Origin of the sequence: Azospirillum sp. A26, assembly GCF_042604635.1 — a bacterium.
Classification (GTDB): domain Bacteria; phylum Pseudomonadota; class Alphaproteobacteria; order Azospirillales; family Azospirillaceae; genus Azospirillum; species Azospirillum palustre.
Genome location: NZ_CP170473.1, coordinates 646,476 through 667,901, shown reverse-complemented (window position 1 = coordinate 667,901; position 21,426 = coordinate 646,476). Strand labels below are relative to the sequence as shown.

The following is a 21,426-nucleotide window of genomic DNA, read 5'->3' as shown; positions in this document are numbered from 1 at the left end:
GGGGCGTGCCCTTCTGCCTGCACAGGTGATCCCATGGACAACCGTTCCGATGCCGCCCCCCTTTCGACGGTCTCTGCCGTGCGCAAGCTCGCCGAGATGCCGGTCGAGACGCTGGTCGGCACACTGGTCGGGCGGGCCGCAGAGACGCCCGGCGGCATCGCCCTGCGCTTCATCGCCGAGGGGACGGACGATCCGCTCAGCTATGCGGACCTCGACCGGCGGGCCCGGGCCATCGCCGTCCGCCTGCGCGCGCGGGCCGGGCTGGGCGACCGCGCCGTTCTGCTGCTGCCGAGCGGCCCGGACTATGTCGCGGCCTTCTTCGGCTGCCTCTATGCCGGGGTGATCGCCGTGCCGGCCTATCCGCCTGAATCGGTGAGGCCGCAGCATCTGGCCCGGCTCCAGGGCATCCTTGCCGATGCGCAGCCGCGCTTCATCCTGACGGATTCGATCCTGTACGACACGCTGCTGGAGGCTTGCCGGGCCATGGCGGGCGGTGACCGGATGCCTGAACTGCTGGCCGTGGACAGGGTGGACGGCGGGCTTGCCGGCGACTGGTCGATGCCGCCGCTGTCCGGCGACGATATCGCCTTCCTGCAATACACCTCCGGCTCGACCTCCGCGCCCAAGGGGGTGCGGGTCAGCCACGGCAACCTGATCGCCAACGAGCGGCTGATCCGCGGCGGTTTCGGCATCGGGCCCGACGACTGCATCGTCAGCTGGCTGCCGCTGTTCCATGACATGGGCCTGATCGGCGGCCTGCTGCAACCGATCCACGCCGGCATTCCCTGCGTGCTGATGTCGCCGCGCTATTTTCTGGAACGGCCCCGGCGCTGGCTGGAGGCGATCGGCCGCTATGGCGGGACCATCAGCGGCGGGCCGGATTTCGCCTTCCGCCTGTGCTGCGAGCGCATCGCCGACACGGCGCTGGAAGGGCTGGACCTGGGGTCCTGGCGCCTTGCCTTCTCCGGGTCCGAACCGATCCGTCCCGACACGCTGGCCCGTTTCGCCGAGCGCTTCGCTCCGGTGGGTTTCGACCGCCGGTCCTACTTCGCCTGCTACGGGCTGGCCGAGGCGACGCTGTTCGTCACCGGCGGCCGGCGCGGGCAGGGCATCACCCTGGCGCCGTTCGATGGGCCGGCATTGGCCGCCAACCGGGCCTTGCCCCCGGGTGACGCCGCGTCGGCGACCGTGCTGGCCGGCTGCGGCCACGTGCAGCCCGATCATCCCGTGCGGCTGGTCGATCCGGCCGGCGGCTCGGAGGTCGGCGAGGGGACGGTCGGCGAGATCTGGGCCGGCGGACCCAGCATCGCCGACGGCTATTGGCGCAACGCGGAGGCGACGGCCCGCAGCTTCGTCGAGCGCGACGGCGCGGTTTGGCTGCGCACCGGCGACCTTGGTTTCCTGAAGGATGGCGAGCTGTTCGTCACCGGCCGTCTCAAGGACATGCTGATCGTGCGCGGCCAGAACATCTATCCGCAGGATCTGGAGCGCAGCGTCGAGGAGGAGGTGGAGGTCGTCCGCAAGGGGCGTGTCGCCGCCTTCGCCGTCGAACAGGATGGCCGGGAGGGGATCGGCATCGCCGCCGAGATCGGCCGGACGGTGCTGAAGCTGGTGACGCCGGAGGCGCTGTGCGGCGCCATCGCCGCCGCGGTGGCCGATTCCTGCCAGGAGGCGCCGGTGCTGGTCGCCCTGCTGGAGCCGGGCGCCCTGCCCAAGACCTCCAGCGGCAAGCTGCAGCGCTCCGCCTGCCGGTCCCTGCTCGACGCCGGCGAACTGCCGGCCTTCCACGTCCAGCGCCGGGGAGACGCCGTTGCGGCGACGGACACCCCGGTCAATCTGCGGGCCGCCCGCAGCCTGACCGGACGTGAGAGCGAGGTCGCCACGGTCTGGTCGGAGGTTCTGGGAACCGCCGTCACCGATGCCGGTGCCCATTTCTTCGCGCTGGGCGGCAATTCGGTGTCGGTGGTGCAGGTGGTCGCCCGGCTGCGCGAACGGTGCGGACTGGTGGCCGACGTCGCCGACCTGTTCCGTCATCCCACCCTGTCGGACTTCGCCGCCCGGCTGTCCGCGGCAGGTCCCGCGACGATCCGGGCGATGGCTCCCCAGAGGGGCGGAGAGGAGCGCATCGCCGAACCGTCGGCGGCCCAGGCCCGCATGTGGTTCAACTGGAAGCTCGACCCGCGGGACTGCGGCTACACCATTTCGGGGCGGGTCCAGCTGCGCGGGCCGCTGCGCCGCGATGCCGTCCAGGCGGCGGTGGACCTGCTGGTCGAGCGCCACGAGAGCCTGCGCACCGTCTTCCGCGAGGAGGCCGGTCGCCCGGTGCAGGTGGTCCGCGCCGCCGGGGCGTTGCCTGTCGCCGTCCGTTTCGCCGATCTCTCCGGCGATGCCGGCCGCGACGGCGCGCTGCGCCGCCTGCTGGAGGAGGAGGTCCGCGCCCCCTTCGATCTGGTGGAAGGCCCGCTGATGCGGGTGCAATCGATTGCCTGTGCCGACGACGATCATCATCTGCAGGTCAGCCTGCATCATGCCATCGCCGACGGCTGGTCGATGTCTGTCCTGCTCGACGAGTTCGGCGAGGCCTATGCCGCCTGCTGTGGCGGCAGGGTACCCGAGTTGCCGGCGCTGACCGTCCAGTATGCCGACGTCGCCCGCTGGCAGCGCGACCTGCTGGAATCGGGGGAGGGCGCCCGCCAGCTTGCCTATTGGACCGCCCGGTTGGGCGACCGCCATCCGGTGCTGGACCTGCCCGCCGACCGTCCGCGGTCCGCCGGTGGCAGCCAGCGCGGGGCGGCCGTCCAGTGCGCCATCGACGACGGGCTCGCCACGGCCTTGCGTGGGCTGGCGCGGCGGATGGGGGTGACGCTGCCGACCCTGCTGCTCGCCAGCTATACGGCTCTGCTGCACCGCTATTCCGGCCAGGACGACATCCGTGTCGGCTGCACGCTGGCCAACCGGCGCAGCGTGGACAGCGAAAGGCTGATCGGCTTCTTCGTCAACATGGCGGTGCTGTGCGCCGACCTGTCGGACGATCCGGCCTTCGACGCGCTGCTTCGCCGGGTCGGCGAGGCGGCGCTCGATGCCCAGGCCAACCAGGATCTGCCCTTCGACCGGCTGGTCGAGGAACTGCAGCCCCAGCGTGATCTTGCCCATCATCCGCTGTTCCAGGCCGCCTACGACCATCAGTGGCAGCGGCTGGACGGCCTTGACCGGTTGCCGGGCCTGCGGGTGGAGGCCGTCGAGCATCTCCAGCTTGCGACGCAGTTCGACCTGATCCTGCACACCACCGAGCGGGCCGGTCCGGGCGGAGCGGGTCCTCTCGGCGCCTTCTTCACCTACAGTCTCGACCTGTTCGAGCCGGAGAGCGTCGAGCGGATGGCGCGGCACTGGCTGACCCTGCTTCGCGGCATCGTCGCCGACCCGGCGCTGCCGGTCACCCGTCTGCCGCTGATGAACGAGGCGGAGACGGCGGCGCTGGTCGCCGGCTGGAACGATCCCGCCCGCAACCTCGCTCATCTGCCGGCACCGCTTCCGGCCGACGCCCCCGGCCTTCATGCCCGTATCGCGGCCCTGGCGCACCGGCACCCCGATGCCCCGGCCGTGACCTGCGATGGCCGGACCCTGAGCTATGGCGAGCTCGACCGCCGCAGCGACCGGCTGGCGTGGCAGCTGCGCTCGCTCGGCGTCGGGCCGGACCGGCTGGTCGGGCTGGCGGCCGACCGCTCCTTCGACCTGATCGTCGGCATGCTCGGCATCCTGAAGGCGGGCGGCGGCTATCTGCCGCTCGACCCCTCCTATCCCGCCGACCGGCTGCTTTACATGCAGGCCGACAGCGGCATCGGGCTGGTCGTCACCCAGGCCCATCTGCGCGATGCGCTGCCGCTGGCCGACGGCGTGCGGGCGATCTGCGTCGGCGAGGAGCCCGACGCGCCGGACGGGCCGCCGCCAGACCTGGGCCGGGCCGGATCGCTCGCCTACTGCATCTACACCTCGGGATCGACCGGCCAGCCGAAGGGCGTGGCGATCACCCATGCCAATGTGCTGCGGCTGTTCGAATCCTGCCCGCCGGACCTGCGCTTCGACGGGCGCGACGTCTGGGCGCTGTTCCACTCCTATGCCTTCGACTTCTCGGTCTGGGAAATCTTCGGCGCCCTGCTGCATGGCGGGCGGCTGGTGGTGGTGCCCTACTACACCAGCCGGTCGCCGGCCGACTGCTTCGCCCTGCTGCGGGACGAGGGAGTGACCGTCCTGAACCAGACGCCTTCCGCCTTCCGGCAGTTGGTGCCGGTGGCGCTGGGTTCGCCGCGCGATGCCCTGTCGCTCCGGCTGGTGGTGTTCGGTGGCGAAGCGCTGGAGATGGAAAGCCTGCGCGGCTGGTTCGAGCATTTCGGCGACAGCCGTCCGCGGCTGGTCAACATGTACGGCATCACCGAAACCACCGTCCATGTCACCCACCGCCTGCTCACCATGGCCGACCTGCCGAAGTCCGGGCAGGCAACGGACCAGCCGGAGGCCGGCGCCCCGGTCGGCATGCCGCTCGGCGACCTGCGCTGGTACTTCCTCGACCGGCATCTCCAGCCGGTCCCGCCCGGCGTGGCGGGTGAGATCCATGTCGGCGGAGCCGGGCTGGCGCGGGCCTACCTGAACCGTCCCGCCCTGACCGCCGGGCGCTTCGTCGCCGATCCTTTCGGCCGATCCTATGGCGATCCGGGTGGGCGCCTGTACCGCAGCGGCGACCTCGCGCGTTATTGGCCGGATGGCCGGGTCGAGTATCTCGGCCGCGCCGACCAGCAGATCAAGCTGCGCGGTTTCCGCATCGAGCCGGGCGAGATCGAGGCGGCGGTCCGCCGTCAGCCCGCCGTCGCCGATGCCGCCGTGCTGCTGCGCGGCGATGGCGCCGACCGCCGGCTCGTCGCCTATGCCGTCGCCGACGAGGAGGCGCTGCGCGACCGGCCCGAGGAGCAGCGGGGCGATCTGGTCGGGCAGTGGAACACGGTGTTCGACGGCACCTATTCCCGCGCCGAAGCGGCGACGGGGCCGAGCTTCACCGGCTGGAACGACAGCTACGACGACCGGCCGATCCCCGAGCCGCAGATGCGGGAGTGGCTGGATGCCACCGTCGCGCGCATCCTGGCCTTGAAGCCGGAACGGCTGCTTGAGATTGGTTGCGGCGTCGGTCTGCTGACCCAGGCGGTGGCGCCGCGCTGCGCCGTCTATCACGGGACCGACTTCTCGGCACAGGCCATCGCCGATCTCGGCGCCTGGGCGGCCGGGAAGCCGGAACTGGCCCATATCCGGCTCAGCCGGCGCGAGGCCACCGATTTCGGCGGGCTGGGCGAGGGCGGGACGGGCGAGGGCGGGATGGGCGAAGGTGGAGTGGAGGGGGGCGGCTACGACACCGTCGTCATCAACTCCGTCGCCCAGTATTTCCCCGACGGCGACTATCTGCTGCGCGTTCTGGAGGGTGCGGTGCGGGCCCTGCGGCCGGGCGGGCGCATCTTCCTGGGTGACCTGCGGCCGCTGCATCTCCAACCGCTGTTCCATGCGTCGGTGGCGCTCCGGCGGGCGGAAGCGCAGGCGAGCCCTGCCCAGCTGCGTGCCCGCGTTGCCCGCGCCATGGCCGAGGATGGCGAACTGCTGTTCGCTCCCGGCTTCTTCCAGGCGCTGCGCGGCCGGATTCCGGAGATCGGCCGCATCGACCTCGATCTGCGTTGCGGCCGGGCCGACAACGAGTTGACCCGCTACCGCTTCGACGCGGTCCTGCATGTCGGTGCGGAGGATCTGCGTCCGGCCGGCGGCTGGCGCGAGGCCGGGGAGGATTTGACCCGTCTCGACCGCCTGCTGGCGGAGGAGCGGCCCGCCGGCCTGCGGATCGCCGGGATCGCCAACCGCCGGCTCACCCGCGACCTTGCCGCCTGGATGGCGATGTCCGGCGCCTCCTCGTCCGCAGCGGGTGCATTGCGGGAGCGGATCGACCGGCTGGACCCCGCCGGCGCCGATCCCGACGCCTACCGGGCGCTTGCCGAGGCGCACGGCTACCGCGCCCGCGTCGGCTGGAGTGTCGGTCCGGACGGTGCCGGCGATGCGGAAGGCCGCTTCGACGTGGAGATCTTCGATCCGGCCCGGCTGGAGCGTCACCCCATCGGGCCTTATCCCATCGGGCCGGAACCGGCGGTTCCCGATGGCTGGCGCGCCCAGTGCAGCGACCCGCTGCTCGCCCGGCAGCGGCGTCAGTTCGCGCCGCGTCTGCTGTCCGCCCTGCGCGGCAGCCTGCCGGCGCATATGGTGCCTTCCCAGATTCTGCGCGTCGACCGGCTGCCGCTGACCGTTAACGGAAAGCTGGACCGCGACCGGCTGGCCGATCACGACCAGCCCATGCAGGTGACCGCCGCCGCCCATGTCCCGCCCGAAAGCCCGGTGGAGCAGGCGCTGGCCGCCATCTGGGCCGAGGTGCTGGGTGTCACCCGCATCGGCCTGGACGACGACTTCTTCGAACTGGGGGGCCATTCGCTGCTGGCGACCCAGGTGGCCTCGCGCATCGCGGCCGATCTGGGGGTGACGCTGGATATCCGCACCCTGTTCGAGGCGACGGGCCTGCGCGGCCTCGTCCAGCGGGTGGAGGAGCGCCGTGCCGCCACCGAGCCCGCCGCCGCATCCGCCGTCGAAGACGAACTGGCCGCCGCACTGAAGGCCATCGAAGGCCTGTCGGAGGCCGAACTGAACGCGCTCGCGGATGCCGCCCGGACTGGCGGCGGCCAGACCGGCGGTGCCTGGACCGGCGGCGCCCAAACAGACAGTGCCAACACGGGGATCGCCCGATGACCAGCAGCCCGTCCACTCCCTCCCTGCCGTCCTCGCTCGACGGTCTGTCGCGCAGCCAGCGCCGGGCGCTCGCCGCCGTCCTGGCTGCCAAGGGCATCGACATCCACACCCGGTTCCCGATCCCCCGCGCGGACCGTTCGCAGCCGCTGCCGCTCTCCTACGCGCAGCAGCGGCTGTGGTTCCTCTGGCGGATGGATCCCGGTGGGGCGGCCTACAACATTCCCGGCGCCATCCGGGTGACCGGCCCGCTCGACCCCGCCCTGCTGGAGGCGGCCTTCGCCCATCTGACCGACCGGCACGAGGCGCTGCGCACCAGTTTCGCCGAGCGCGACGGCCAGCCCGTCCAGATCATCCACCCCCGGATGGCCCCGGTGCTCGCCAGCATCGACCTTTCGGCGCTTGCCCCCGCCGAGCGTGAGATCCGCGCGCGGGATCTGGCGCGCGAGGACGCTCTGGCCCCCTTCGATCTCGGCAACGGTCCGCTGATGCGGCTGACGCTGGTACGGCTGGCGGCGGAGGAGCATCTGCTGCTGGTCACCCTGCATCACATCGTCGCCGACGGCTGGTCGGTGGAGCGCTTCCTGGCGGAATTCGCCCGCAGCTACGACGCTCTGCGGGCCGGCCGGCAGCCGGACCTGCCGGCGCTGCCGATCCAGTACGCCGATTACGCCCAGTGGCAGCGCGACTGGCTGGAAGCCGGGGAGCGCGACCGGCAGCTCGCCTACTGGCGCGACCGGCTCGGCGCCGAGCACCCGGTGCTGCGGCTGCCGCTCGACCGGCCCCGGCCGGCGGTGTTGGGCGCCCATGGCGGCACGGTGGCCTTCCGGCTCGGCGGGCAGCGCAGCCGCGACCTGAAGGCGCTGGCCCAGAGCCGCGGCGTCACGCCCTTCGTGCTTCTCCTGGCCGTCTTCAAGCTGCTGTTGATGAAGCACAGCGGCGAGACCGACCTGCGGATCGGCGTGCCCTTCGCCAACCGCAATCGCATCGAGACGGAAGGGGTGGTCGGCTTCTTCGTCAACACCCTGGTCCTGCGCAGCAGGCTGGACAGCCGCGAGAGCTTCGGCACCCTGCTGGCCCGGTTGCGCGACACCGCGCTGGAGGCCCAGGCCCACCAGGATCTTCCCTTCGAACAGCTGGTCGAGGCGCTCCAGCCCGAACGCAGCCTGAGCCACAACCCGCTGTTCCAGGTGAAGTTCAACTACGGCTTCGACACCTCCACCCTGCCGGCTCCGGAGGGGCTGCGGCTGGCGCCCGAGCCGAACGAGTTCCTGGGCGCCCATTTCGACCTGGCACTGGACGTCGCCGACGCTCCGGACGAGTTGCACGGCTCGATGACCTATGCCCGCGACCTGTTCGATGCCGCCAGCGTCGAGGGGCTGGTCGCCGACTATTGCGGTCTGCTGGACGCCGTCCTGCGCCAGCCCGACGCCCCGCTGTGGCGCCTGCGTCCTTCGGGTTCGGCACCGGCCGGCGAAAGCGGCGGCTGGCGCGATCCGGCGCCGGGCGTTCTGGAGCTGTGGAACGCCCGTGTCGAAGCCGATCCGGAGGCCGTCGCGGTGTGCGGCGGCGAACGGACGCTCACCGTCCGTGAGCTGGACCGGTTGGCGAACCGGCTGGCGAATGCCCTTCGCGAAGCCGGGATCGGGCCCGGCGACCGGGTCTTGCTGGGCTTCGAGCGATCCAGCGGCCTGATCGCGGCGCTGCTCGGCGTCATGAAGGCCGGCGCCGCCTATGTGCCGCTCGATCCGTCCCAGCCGGCGGAGCGGTTGCGCCGCCTCGCCCTGTCGAGTGGCGCCCGCTGTGCCGTAGCGGCGGGAGCGACGCTGGCCGCAGCCGGGGCCAGCGGGTTGTCCTGCCTCGACCTCGACGGTCCGCACGTGGCGTCCCAGCCGGCCGGCTTCGATGGCCCGGTCCCGGCCGGGGCGCTTCCGGCCTATGTCATCTACACCTCCGGCTCCACCGGCGAACCCAAGGGCGTCGTCGTCAGCCATGGTGCGCTCGGCAGCTATCTGCGCGGCGTTCTGGAGCGGCTGGCGGTGCCGAAGGGCACCTCGATGGCGATGGTCTCCACCATCGCCGCAGACCTCGGGCATACGGTGCTGTTCGGCGCGCTCTGCCATGGCGGCACCCTGCATCTGGCCGACGATGCCACCGCGCGCGATCCCGACCGCTTCGCCGCCTGGATGGCGGGCTGCGCCGCCGGGGTGCTGAAGATCGTGCCAAGCCATCTGCGCGGCCTGCTTCACGCCGCCAGTACCGCCGATGTGCTGCCGCGGGACCTGCTGGTCCTGGGCGGCGAGGCCTGCGACGGCGGGCTGGTGGAGCAGTTGCGGCGGCTGCGGCCGGGCCTGCGCGTGCTCAACCATTATGGCCCGACCGAGACGACGGTCGGCGTTCTCACCCACGAGGTTCCGCCCGCCCCTGAGGGTTCGCCTGGGGTCCCCGCCGTCATTCCGCTCGGCTCCCCCCTGGCCAACGTGCGGGCCTGCGTGCTCGACCCGGACCTTGAGCCGGTGCTCGCCGGTGCCGCCGGCGAGCTTTATGTCGGTGGCGACAGCCTGGCCGACGGCTATCTCGGCCAGCCGGCGCTGACGGCGGCCCGCTTCGTTCCCGATCCGCAACCGCGCCGGCCGGGCGACCGGCTCTACCGCACCGGCGACCGGGTCCGCCTGCGCCGGGACGGGCTGCTGGAGTTCGTCGGCCGCCTCGACGATCAGGTGAAGATCCGCGGCCATCGCGTCGAGCCGGGAGAGGTCGCCCGCGTCCTCAAATCCCTGCCGGGGCTGGCGGACGTGCTGGTGATCGCCGGCACCACTGCCCATGGTCCGGCGGCCGGGCAGCTGATCGCCTACTGCGTGCCGTCCGCCGCCGAGCCCGATATCGCGGCCCTGCGCGAGGCCGCCGCCGGCCTGCTGCCGGACCATATGGTTCCGGCTCATTGGCTGGTGCTGGACCAGCTGCCGCTGACCGCCAACGGCAAGCCGGACCGCAAGGCGCTGCCGGTGCCGGCCTCCGCCGAACCGGCATCCCAGACGGCGATGACGGAGACGGAGCAACGGCTCGCCCAAATCTGGGCCGAGGTCCTGAAGCGCGAGACGGTGGATGCCAGCGCCAGTTTCTTCGCCATGGGCGGGGATTCGATCCTCAGCCTCCAGCTGATCGCCCGCGCCCGCAAGCAGGGGCTGAAATTCACCCCGAAGCAGCTGTTCGAGGCGCAGAGCATACGCGCGCTCGCCGCTCTGCTGGATGCCCGGCTGCAAGGAAACGCTCCGGTCCTGTCGCCGGTCCCGGTCCCGGTATCGGCGGCGGAGCCACAGGCCGGACCGGAGGAGGCGGCGATTCCCGCAGTCCCGCGCGGCGAGAGCCTGCCCTTGTCCTCCACCCAGCGCCGCCTGTGGTTCCTGTGGCGCCTCGATCCCGCCAGCACGGCTTATACCATCTCCACGGCGCTCCGCCTGCGCGGCCGGCTCGATTCCGAAAGCCTGCGGCGGGCCTTCGCGCTGGTGTCCGGGCGGCACGAAGCCCTGCGCACCCGCTTCGTCGAGCGGGGCGGCGAACCCCGGCAGGTCATCGACGCCGATGCCGTCGTCGATTGGACGGTCGAGACGCTGGAGGATGCCGGTCTGCTGGATGGCCGGTTGCGCGACGAGGCCGCCCGCCCCTTCGACCTGGAACGGGGGCCGCTGCTGCGCCTTCGCCTGTTCCGCCTGCCGGACGGGGGCGGGCACGTGCTTTCCCTGGCGATGCACCACATCGTCTCCGACGGCTGGTCGATGAACGTCCTGGTGGACGAGATCGCCCGTGCCTATGCGCTGTTGTCGGCCGGTCTGCCGGCTGTATTGCCGCCGCTGCCGCTCCAGTATGCGGACTATGCCGCCTGGCAGGAGCGGTGGATGGAGTCGGCCGAGGCGCGTCGGCAGCTCGATTATTGGCAGGGGCGCCTGGGGGGCGAGCAGCCGGCGCTCGACCTTCCGGCCGACCGTCCGCGCCCGCCGATGCAGAGCCATCGCGGTGCGGCGGTGGAGTTCGAGCTGGACGCATCGCTGGTCGCCGGGCTGACTGCCGTCGGGCGGGAGCAGGGGGCGAGCCTGTTCATGGTCCTGCTCGCCGCCTTTGCCGCCCTGCTGCACCGGCACAGCGGTCAGCGGGACCTGCGCATCGGCGTGCCGACCGCCAACCGCGGCCGGGTCGAGCTGGAGGGGCTGATCGGCTTCTTCGCCAACACCCAGGTCCTGCGCATCGAACCCGATGGGCGTCTGCCCTTCGACCGCTTCCTGGCGCGGGTGCGTGACGAGGTTCTGGCCGCCCAGGGCAACCAGGAACTGCCTTTCGACGCCCTGGTGGAGGCCTTGCAGCCCGACCGCAGCCTCGACCGCAACCCGCTGTTCCAGGTGATGGCCAGCCACAGCCGTCCGCGCTCCGACGCGCTGCGCCGCCTGCCCGGCCTGGACATCGCCGAGCATCCGCGGCTGCACCATGCCGCGCAGTTCGACCTGTCGCTGCACAGCGAGGAGCAGGCCGACGGTTCGCTGCGCGCCACTCTGATCTACGCCACCGACCTGTTCGACGAGGACACGGTCCAGCGCTTCCGCAGCCATTTGGACCGTATCCTTCACGGGGTGGCGCAGGCGCCCACGGTCACGCTCGGCTATCTGCCGATCCTCGACGCCGCGGACTGGCCGGAGGTGTTGCCCAGCCCCAGCCATCCCGCCGGTCCACTGGTGCCGGATCTGATCGCGGAGCAGGCCGGTCTGCATGGCGGGCGTCCTGCGGTGAGCTTCGGCGGCCGGACGCTGAGCTATGCCGAGCTGGAGGCGCAGGCGAACCGTCTGGCCCACCGGTTGCGGGCGCTTGGCGTCGGCCCGGAGGTGACGGTCGGCGTCGCTGCCGAACGCTCGCTGGAACTGGTCGTCGGCCTGCTGGCGGTGATGAAGGCGGGCGGCGCCTATCTGCCCCTCGACCCGGAGTTGCCGCCCGCCCGCCTTGCCGCCATGGCCGCGGACGGCGGCATCGCCCTGCTGCTCACCCAGTCCCATCTTGCCGGCAGGCTGGGCGGCGAGGCGTTGCCCGAGGGGGTCCGCCTGCTGCTCGATGCCGAGAACACCGACGCCGAGGACACCGGGGGACTGCCGGACACGCCGCCCGTGGCCGGGTTGCGGCCGGAGAACCTCGCCTACCTGATCTACACCTCCGGCTCCACCGGCACGCCGAAGGGGGCCGGCAACAGCCATGGCGCCCTGTTGAACCGGCTGGCCTGGATGCAGAAGGCCTACCGGCTGTCTCCGGGCGAGCGGGTGTTGCAGAAGACACCCTTCGGCTTCGACGTCTCGGTCTGGGAGTTCTTCTGGCCGCTGATGGTGGGGGCGCATCTGGTGGTGGCGGCGCCCGGCGAGCACCGCGACGCGGCCCGGCTGGTGGCGCTGATCCGCGGGGAGGGCATCGACACGCTGCACTTCGTGCCCTCCATGCTGCAGGCTTTCCTGGAAGAGCCGGGGGTGGAGCAGTGCACCAGCCTGCGCCGGGTGGTGTGCAGCGGCGAGGCCCTGCCGGCGGCGTTGCAGGACCGGCTGTTCGCCCGGCTGCCGCAGGTCGGTCTGTACAACCTCTACGGCCCGACGGAGGCGGCGATCGACGTCAGCCACTGGACCTGCCGGGCCGGGGAGGGCGGTGCGGGTGGCGGTGTGCCGATCGGCGTGGCCATCGACAATCTGCGGCTGCATGTGCTGGACGAGTGCCTGAACCCGCTTCCGGCCGGCGCAGTCGGCGAGCTTTACATCGCCGGTGCGGGTCTGGCGCGCGGCTATCACCGGCGGGCCGGGCTGACGGCGGAGCGGTTCGTCGCCGACCCGTTCTGCGCCGGCGGCGGCCGGATGTACCGGACGGGCGATCTGGCGCGCCGGCGCGGGGACGGGGTGATCGAGTATGTCGGGCGGATCGACCATCAGGTGAAGATCCGCGGCCTGCGGATCGAGCTTGGCGAGATCGAGGCCGTGCTGCGCGGCCATCCGGCGGTGCGGGATGCGGTGGTGGTCGCCCGCGACGGCGCAGGCGGCAAGCGTCTGGTCGGCTATGTCGCCGCCGATGCGGATGCGGAGCTGCCGCGGCGGCTGAGGGATCAGCTTGGCCGGGCTCTGCCGGACTACATGGTGCCTGCCCACCTCGTGGTGCTGGAGCGATTGCCGCTGACGCCCAACGGCAAGCTGGACCGCAAGGCCCTGCCCGAGCCTGCGCCGGATGCCGGCGTGGAACATGTTCCGCCATCCACGGCGACCGAACATGCAGTGGCGGAGATCTGGCGGTCGGTCCTCGGGGTGGAGCGTATCGGCCGCGCCGACAATTTCTTCGCGCTCGGCGGCCACTCGCTGCTGGCGGCACGGGTGGCGGCACAGCTCCGCGAGCGGCTTGCGGTGGATCTGCCCCTGCGCACCCTGTTCGAAGCGCCGACCCTGGCCGAGCTGGCGGCGCGGATCGAGGGTGAGAAGGCGGACGGCGCCGCGGAGGAGGAGATCGGCCGCATGGACGCCCTGCTGGCCGACCTCGAAGCCGATTTTGAAGCCCTGCCGTCGGAGGCCGCGCAATGACCACGCCTGTCCAGCATGACCCCCGGCATGAAGCGGCGGAGCGGCCGGCCGACGCGCTCGCCCAGATCGCCCGGCGCCTCGACGCGTTGCCAGCCGACCGGCAGGAGGAGTTCCTCCGGCGTTTGGCCCGGACAGGAATTTCCTTCGCCCGGCTGCCGATCCTGCCCGGTCGCCGGCCGGACCGGCTGCCGCTGTCCCATGCCCAGCGGCGGCTGTGGGTGCTCTGGCAGCTCGACCGCCATAGCCGCGCCTACCACATTCCGATGGGGCTGAGCCTGACCGGTTCCCTTGACCGGGAGGCGCTTGCCGGTGCCTTCGCCGATATCCTGGCACGGCACGAGGTGCTGCGGACCAGCTACCCGGCGTGCGACGGCGAGGCTGAACAGCGCATCCATCCCGCCGCTCCCCCGGACATCGACTGGACCGATCTCTCGGCCCTGGTCCCTGTGGAACGGGAAACCCGGCTGCGGGCCCTGGCCGAAGCGGAGGCGGCAACCCCCTTCGATCTGGAAGCGGCGCCACCGGTCCGCCTGCGGCTGGTGCGGCTGGCGGAGGACGAGCATGCGCTGTTCCTGACGCTCCACCACATCGCCGCCGATGGCTGGTCGGTGAACCGGCTGGTGGAGGAATTCGCCGCCCTCTATGTCGCCCGGCGGGAGGGGCGGGACGCCGGGCTGCCCCCGCTGCCGATCCAGTATGCCGACCATGCGCTGTGGCAGGACCGGCTCCTGCGCAGCGGCGAAGGGGCGCGCCAGCTCGACCATTGGCGTGCCCTGCTGGGCGATGAGCAGCCGGAGCTGATGCTGCCGCGGGACGGAGAGAGCGCTGCGGACGACCGGCAGGGGCTCGACCGGCGCGAGGCGGGCATCCCGTTCGTCCTCGACGATGCCCTCGTCGCCCGGCTGCGCGCCGTGGCCGGCAAGAACGGGGCAACCGTCGCCAATCTTCTGTTGGCCGCATTCCTGCTTCTGCTTCACCGTCACACCGGGCAGGGGGATGTGCGGGTGGGGGTGCCGGTCGCCGGGCGTCATCGCGCCGAAACCGAGCGCCTGATCGGCCTGTTCGTGAACAGTCAGGTCATCGGCGCGGACCTGCATGGCGGGCTCGGTCTGCATGAGGTGCTGGCGCAGGTTCGCGGCCGGTCGGTCGACGCCCAGGCCAACCAGGATCTGCCCTTCGAGCATCTGGTGGACGCCCTGAGGCCGGAACGCCGGCTCGACCGCAATCCGCTGTTCCAGGCAATGTTCAACCATCAGCACCGTCGGCTGTCGGCGCTGGACCGGGTCGCCGGTCTGACGATCCGGCCGCTGGCCGGCGGCCCCCGCGTCGCCCTGTTCGACCTGTCGCTCGAGGTCGAGGAGGATGACGGTGGGCGTATCCGCTGCGACCTGCGCTATGCCGCCGACCGCTTTGCGGCGGAGCGGGCCGCCGCGATGGCGGAGGATTACCGGCGCATCCTCGTCGCCTTCGCCGCGGAGACGGGCAGCCCGGTCGCGTCCATCCGCCTGACCGCCGACGACCGCATGGATGTCGCCACCATGCCCCTGAGGACGGCCTCCGGTGCCGCCCCGTCGCCCGCGACGCTGTTCGATGCCCGCGCGACGGACTCTCCCGAAGCCATCGCCCTGGTGGCCGATGGGCGGCCGGTGACCTTCGGTGCCTTGAAGGACCGCTCGGACCGGCTGGCCCGGCGGCTCCGTGCGCTGGGTGTCGGGCCGGATGTCCGGGTCGGGCTGGCGGTCGAACCTTCGCCCGCCATGATCGTCGGGCTTCTGGCCGTGCTGAAGGCGGGCGGAGGCTATGTGCCGCTCGATTGCCGCCTCCCCCATGACCGGTTGGCGGGCATGATCGCCGACAGCGGCATGGCTCTGATCCTGACGCAGGACAGCGTGCTCGGTTCGATACCGACCGGGGTGGACTGCCTGACGCTGGACGCCGACGGAATCTGTGGGGACGGGATATGCGGGAATGGGCCGGACGCGGAGGGCGATCTCCGGGCTCCGGTGGACGAAGCCCTGGCCTATCTGATCTACACCTCCGGATCGACCGGGACGCCCAAGGGCGTCATGGTTTCCCACGGGGCGCTCGCCCGCCACTGTCTGGCGGCGGCCGAGGCTTATGGGATGACCGCCGGGGACCGGCTGCTGCATTTCGCCTCCTTCGGCTTCGATGCGGCGAGCGAACAGATCCTGATGCCCCTGCTGGCGGGGGCCGGTGTCGTTCTGGGCGCCATGGCGGATTCCACGCCGGAACGGCTGGCGGCGCTGATCCTGCGCGACGGCGTCACTGTGGTTGACCTGCCGCCGGCCTATCTTGCCCGCCATGCCGAGGCCCTGGCCGATGCCATGCCCGGCCACCGCCTGCGTGCCTGCATCCTGGGCGGCGAGGCCTGGGATCTGTCGCTCACCGGGTGCCTCGCCGGCTGGACCGGCCGGATCTTCAACGCTTACGGGCCGACCGAGGCGGTGATCACCCCTCTCGTCTGGCAGGCCGGCGATGAACGCCAAGCCGGAACCGCTCCCATCGGCCAAGCGATCAGCGAGCGCCGGGCGATGGTGCTCGACGCTTCGTTGAATCCGCTTCCGGCCGGCGCGGTCGGGGAACTTTATCTTGGCGGCGCGGGATTGGCGCGCGGCTACCTGAACCGTCCCGGCCTGACGGCGGAGCGCTTCGTCGCCGATCCCTTCTCGGCCGGCGGCGGTCGGCTCTACCGCACCGGCGACCTCGTGCGCCAGCGCAAGGACGGGGTGATCGAGTATGTCGGGCGGATCGACCATCAGGTGAAGATCCGCGGCTTCCGCATCGAGCTTGGCGAGGTGGAGGCGCGGCTGCGGGCGCAGGAGGGCGTGCGCGAGGCGGCGGTGGTCGCCCGCGACGGCAGCTCCGGCAAGCGTCTGGTCGGCTACGTCGTGCCGGTCGGTGCGGAGGCGGACGATTTCGTCGAGCGGCTGCGCGGCGGGCTGAAGGCGGCTCTGCCGGACTACATGGTTCCGTCCCACCTCGTGGTGCTGGAGCGGCTGCCGCTGACGCCCAACGGCAAGCTGGACCGCAAGGCGCTGCCCGAGCCGGAGCTGGCGTCGTCGTCGGCCCGGGTGCCGCCGCGTAGCGATGCCGAGCGCGCTTTGGCGGCGCTTTGGTGCGAGCTGCTGCGCTTGGAGAGCGTCGGCGTCACCGACAACTTCTTCGAACTGGGCGGAGACTCCATCCTCTCCATCCAGCTGGTCAGCCGCGCCCGCCGCCACGGCCTGTCCTTCACCCCGCGCGACGTCTTCGAGCACCAGACCCTGGAGGCGCTCGCCCGGGCCGCCCGCAGCGATGCCGGCGCTTCGGCCGGCCCGGCCGTCGGGCAGGGTGCTGTCGGCGGAGCGCTGTCGCTGACGCCGATCCAGCGCTGGTTCTTCGAGGAGGCGATCCCCAACCGCAGCCACTGGAACCAGTCGGTGCTGCTGCGGCTGCGCCGGCCGGTCGATCCGGCGCTGCTGGAACGGGCGCTCTCGGCCCTGCTGGCTCATCACGACGCCCTGCGGCTGGTCTTCGCCAGGGATGGCAGCGCCCGGCACCTGCCGCCCGAGGCGGTGCCGCCGGTGCTGTGGCAGCGCGTTGCCGCCGATGCCGAAGCGCAGGAGCGGCTGTGCGAGGAGGCCCAGCGCAGCCTCGACCTCGCGCATGGCCCGCTGCTGCGCGCCCTGCTGGTCGAGCGCGCGGACGAGGACGGAGATCGGGGCGGGGAGCAGCGCCTGCTGCTGGCGATCCACCATCTTGTGGTGGATGGCGTGTCCTGGCGCGTGCTGCTGGAGGATCTGCAGCTGGCCTGCGCTCAGCTGGAGCGGGGCGAGGCGGTGGTGCTGCCGGCCAAGACCGCCTCCTTCCAGTCCTGGGGCGAGGCGCTGCGCCGCCACGCCGCGAGCGGGGCGCTGAAGGATGAGCTGTCCTGGTGGCGCGACAGCCTGACGGGGGCTCCGGCCGGGCTTCCGGGGATTGCGGAGCCGGTGCCAGCTGAGGCGCTGAGGGTGGCGACCTCCGCCGTGGCGCGGACGCGGCTGGATGCCGGCTGGACCAAGCGCCTGCTGTCGTCGGCGCCTGCGGCCTACCGGACGCGGGTGAACGACCTTCTGCTGACGGCGCTGTCGCGGGTGCTGTGCCGGTGGAGCGGTGCAGCCTCGGCGCTGGTGCAGTTGGAGGGGCATGGCCGCGAGGAGCTGGTGGGCGGCCTGGACCTCAGCCGCAGCGTCGGCTGGTTCACCACCGCCTATCCGGTGCATCTGCGCCCCGGCGGAGAGATTGGCGCGTCGATCAAGACGGTGAAGGAGCAGCTGCGGGCGGTTCCGTCGAACGGGCTGGGCTACGGCGTGCTGCGCCATCTGGGCGATGGGGAGGCTCAGGCAGCGCTGCGGGCGCTGCCCGAGGCGCGGGTGACCTTCAACTATCTGGGCCAGTTCGACGGCAGTTTCGACGACACCGCCCGCTTCGTGCCGGCCGACGAGCCGGCGGGTGCCCGTCTCGATGCCGATGCCCCGCTCGGCAACTGGCTGAGCATCGACGGCAGGGTCTATGACGGGGAGCTGGTGTTCGACTGGAGCTACAGCCGCGCGATGCTGGCGCCATCGGTTGTGGAGGGGTTGGCCTCGGCCTATGGGGAGGAGCTTCGGGCGCTGGTCGCGCATTGCGAGACCTCGGCCGGCGGGCTGACGCCGTCGGACGTTCCGCTGGCCGGCCTGACGCAGGGGCAGCTGGACGCGCTGCCGCTGCCGGCGCGCGAACTGGAGGACCTCTACCCGCTGAGCCCGATGCAGCAGGGCATGCTGTTCCATGCGCTGGAAGGGGCCGCGGAGGGCGAAAGCCCCTATGTGACGCAACTCGCCGTCGAGGTGGAGGGGCTGGAGGAGGAGCGCTTCGCCGCCGCCTGGGCCTGGGTGACGGCGCGCCATGCCGTGTTGCGCACCGGTTTCCTGTGGGGCGGCGCGCCTTCCTCCCCGTTGGCCGCCCCGTTGCAGGCGGTGTGGGGGCGGGTGGCCGATGCGGTGTCGGTGCTGGACTGGCGCGACCGCGGCCTTGCCGGCACCGGGCTGGAGGAGGCGTTGGGGGCCTTGGTGCGGGAGGAGCGTGCCCGCGGCTTCGAGCTTGGCCGTCCGCCGTTGCAGCGGGTGGTTCTGGTGCGGCTGCCGGGGCAACAGGGCCGGGGGCGCCATCGCCTGATCTGGACCAGCCATCACCTGCTGCTGGACGGCTGGAGCAGCGCGCGTCTGGTGGCGGAGGTGCTGGGCCGCTACCGGGGAGCGGAGGTGGGCGGCGCGGCTGGTCGCTACCGCGACTACATCGCGTGGCTCGGGCGGCAGGATGGGGCGGCGTCGGAGCGCTTCTGGCGCGGGCGCCTGTCGGGGCTGGAGGCGCCGACGTTGCTGGCGGCCAGCCTGCCCAGCCGGGCTCCGCAGGCGGGGCACGGCGTGGTGCGGCTGCGGCTGGATGGCGGTGCGACGCAGCGGTTGCAGGCGTTTGCGCAGGCGCAGCGGGTGACGCTGAACACGCTGGTGCAGGGGGCGTGGGCGCTTCTTCTGCACCGCTACAGCGGTCAGGAGACGGTGGCGTTCGGCGCGACGGTGTCGGGCCGTCCGGCGGAGCTTGCCGGCGTCGAGGAGACGCTGGGGCTGTTCATCAACACGCTGCCGGTGGTGGAGCGCCCGCCGTCTGGCGAGCGGGTGGGGGAGTGGCTGCGCGGATTGCAGCGGCGGAACCTGGAGATGCGCGAGCACGAGCACACGCCGCTGCACGAGGTGCAGCGCTGGGCCGGCACCAGCCTCGGCACCAGCGGTGGCGCGCGGGCCCTGTTCGACAGCATCCTCGTCTTCGAGAACTATCCCGTCGACGAGGCCATCAAAAACCAAAACGACCAGAATGTCAGATTTGGAGCCGCCGAGACCGTCGACGACACCCATTACGCCATGACCCTGACGGTGCGGGCCGGGGAAGAACTGGATCTGGCCTTCGGCTACCGGCGCGAGCAGTTGGACTCCGGCCGGGTGGAGGAGCTGTCCCGGCTCTTCGGTGGCCTGCTGGAGCGCATGGCGTCGAATGCCGAGGCTTTCGTCGGGGCATTGGATCTGCTGGAGGGCGACGACCGCCGCCGCCAGGTGCTGGCGGACTGGAGCGGACAGGATGAGCCGGTCTCGCCGCCTCCTTCAACCCAGCGCCTCCATCAGCTGATCGAAACCCAGGTCCGCCGCAAGCCGGAGGCGACAGCCCTGGTTCATCCAGGCGGTACCCTGAGCTATCGTGACCTGAACGCCCGCGCCAACCGTCTGGCCCGCCTCCTGCGCGCCGAGGGAATCGGGCCGGACGACCGGGTTGCCATCGCACTTGAGCGCTCTCCCGAGCTGCTGGTCGCCATTCTTGCGGTTCTGAAAGCCGGCGCCACCTATCTGCCGCTCGATCCCAGCTACCCGCCGCAGCGTCTGGCATACATGCTGGACGATGGCGGGGCCGCGCTGCTGCTGACCTCGGAGACGCTTCAGGGCGGCATGCCCGGGCCGGCCGGTCTGCCGACGGTCCGCCTGGACGCCGACCGGGACCGTCTGGCGGCATTCGCCGACGACGATCTGCCGCCGGCCGGCGCCCCCGACAACCTGATCTACCTGATCTACACCTCCGGCTCCACCGGCCAGCCCAAGGGGGCCGGGGTGACGCAGGCCGGGTTCGTGAACCTGATGCGATGGTATTGCGACCATGTCGGCTTCGACGCCGGCACCCGCCTGCTGCTGATGAGTTCGCACGCCTTCGACCTGACGCAGAAGAACCTGTTCGCACCGCTCCTGGTCGGCGGTCAGCTGCACATGGCAGGCGAAGGCTATGATCCGCAATTGCTGCTGGACTGGATCGCCCGGCACGGCATCACCGCGCTGAACGCCACTCCCAGCACCTTCCAGCCGCTGGCGGCGCTGGAACGGAACGGTGAGCTGGAGTCTCTGCGCGACGTGATCCTGGGCGGAGAGCCGATCCGCACCGATGCACTGCGTCTATGGCTGGAGAGGCGGCATGGGCCGAAGCCGCGCATCCACAACAGCTACGGCCCGACCGAATGCGCGGATGTCGTCGCTTTCCATCGCTGGGACGGCATCGCAGACGAAATCCCGACCGGCCGGCCGGTGCCCGGCCTGCACCTCTACATACTGGACCGCTGTGGCAATCCGGTACCGTCGGGGGTGGCGGGCGAGCTGCACATCAGCGGCATCGGGGTCGGGCGCGGCTATCACCGCCAGCCGGGCCTGACCGCCGACCGCTTCATCCCCGATCCCTTCGGTGAGCCGGGCGGGCGCCTCTACCGCAGCGGCGACCTCGCCCGTCACCGCGAGGACGGTGTGATCGAGTATCTCGGCCGCATCGACCAGCAGGTGAAGATCCGCGGCCTGCGCATCGAACTCGGCGAGATCGAGGCGGCATTGCAGGCGGATGCGGCGGTCCGGAATGCGGCGGTCGCCGCCGTCGCAGGACCGGGCGGCGGACAGCTCTGCGCCTACATCGTTCCCGTCGAGCAGGACGGCCGGCAAGGCGACGCCCTCTGGCCGTCGTTGCGCCGGCGGCTGGGCGAACGGCTGCCCGACCATATGGTCCCCACCCTCTGGGTCCGGCTGGACCGGCTGCCTCTGACGCCCAGCGGCAAGCTCGACCGCCGGGCTCTTCCCCAGCCCGAACCGAGGCAGCGCACCCACGTACCGCCCGTCACGGATCTGGAGTGTCGGCTGGCTGCCCTGTGGGAAGACCTGCTGCGGGTGGAGCGCGTCGGCCTCGACGACGACTTCTTCGAGCTGGGCGGCCATTCGCTGCTTGCGGTGCAGCTGATCGCCCGTCTGCGCCGCGATTTCGGAATCGGCCTGTCGCCGGGACAGGTTTTCGGCAACGCCACCCTGCGGGCGCTGGCTGCCCATGTCGCCGAGCGTCCGGCTGCGCCGGATCCGGCCAAGCTGTCGCGGATGAGCGCGTTGATGGACATGCTGGAATCCGGTTGACTGGCCTGTTCCTGCAAGAAAAG

General features: G+C 71.6%; 3 protein-coding genes. All 3 read left to right on the top strand.

Annotated features, from left to right (window positions below; all coding sequences use genetic code 11):
- Nucleotides 1–33: 33 nt before the first annotated feature.
- Genes ABNQ39_RS17220 through ABNQ39_RS17210 form a run of 3 tightly spaced genes read left to right on the top strand, consistent with a single transcriptional unit; the run spans nucleotide 34 to nucleotide 21,403 of the window.
- Nucleotides 34–6,822, top strand: coding sequence for an amino acid adenylation domain-containing protein (locus ABNQ39_RS17220; protein ID WP_376962034.1), 6,789 nt, complete (start codon nucleotides 34–36; stop codon nucleotides 6,820–6,822).
- On the top strand, nucleotides 6,819–13,403 hold the full coding sequence (locus ABNQ39_RS17215) for an amino acid adenylation domain-containing protein (protein WP_376962032.1): 6,585 nt from the start codon (nucleotides 6,819–6,821) through the stop codon (nucleotides 13,401–13,403). Before ABNQ39_RS17220 ends, ABNQ39_RS17215 begins: the two co-directional genes overlap by 4 nt.
- Nucleotides 13,400–21,403, top strand: coding sequence for an amino acid adenylation domain-containing protein (locus ABNQ39_RS17210; RefSeq protein ID WP_376962030.1), 8,004 nt, complete (start codon nucleotides 13,400–13,402; stop codon nucleotides 21,401–21,403). Before ABNQ39_RS17215 ends, ABNQ39_RS17210 begins: the two co-directional genes overlap by 4 nt.
- Nucleotides 21,404–21,426: the final 23 nt, after the last annotated feature.

What these genes read in the sequence shown, in the direction of transcription:
- ABNQ39_RS17215 (WP_376962032.1), top strand. Translation starts at nt 6,819, where the DNA reads ATGACCAGCAGCCCGTCCACTCCCTCCCTGCCGTCCTCGCTCGACGGT.
- ABNQ39_RS17220 (WP_376962034.1), top strand. Translation starts at nt 34, where the DNA reads ATGGACAACCGTTCCGATGCCGCCCCCCTTTCGACGGTCTCTGCCGTG.
- ABNQ39_RS17210 (WP_376962030.1), top strand. Translation starts at nt 13,400, where the DNA reads ATGACCACGCCTGTCCAGCATGACCCCCGGCATGAAGCGGCGGAGCGG.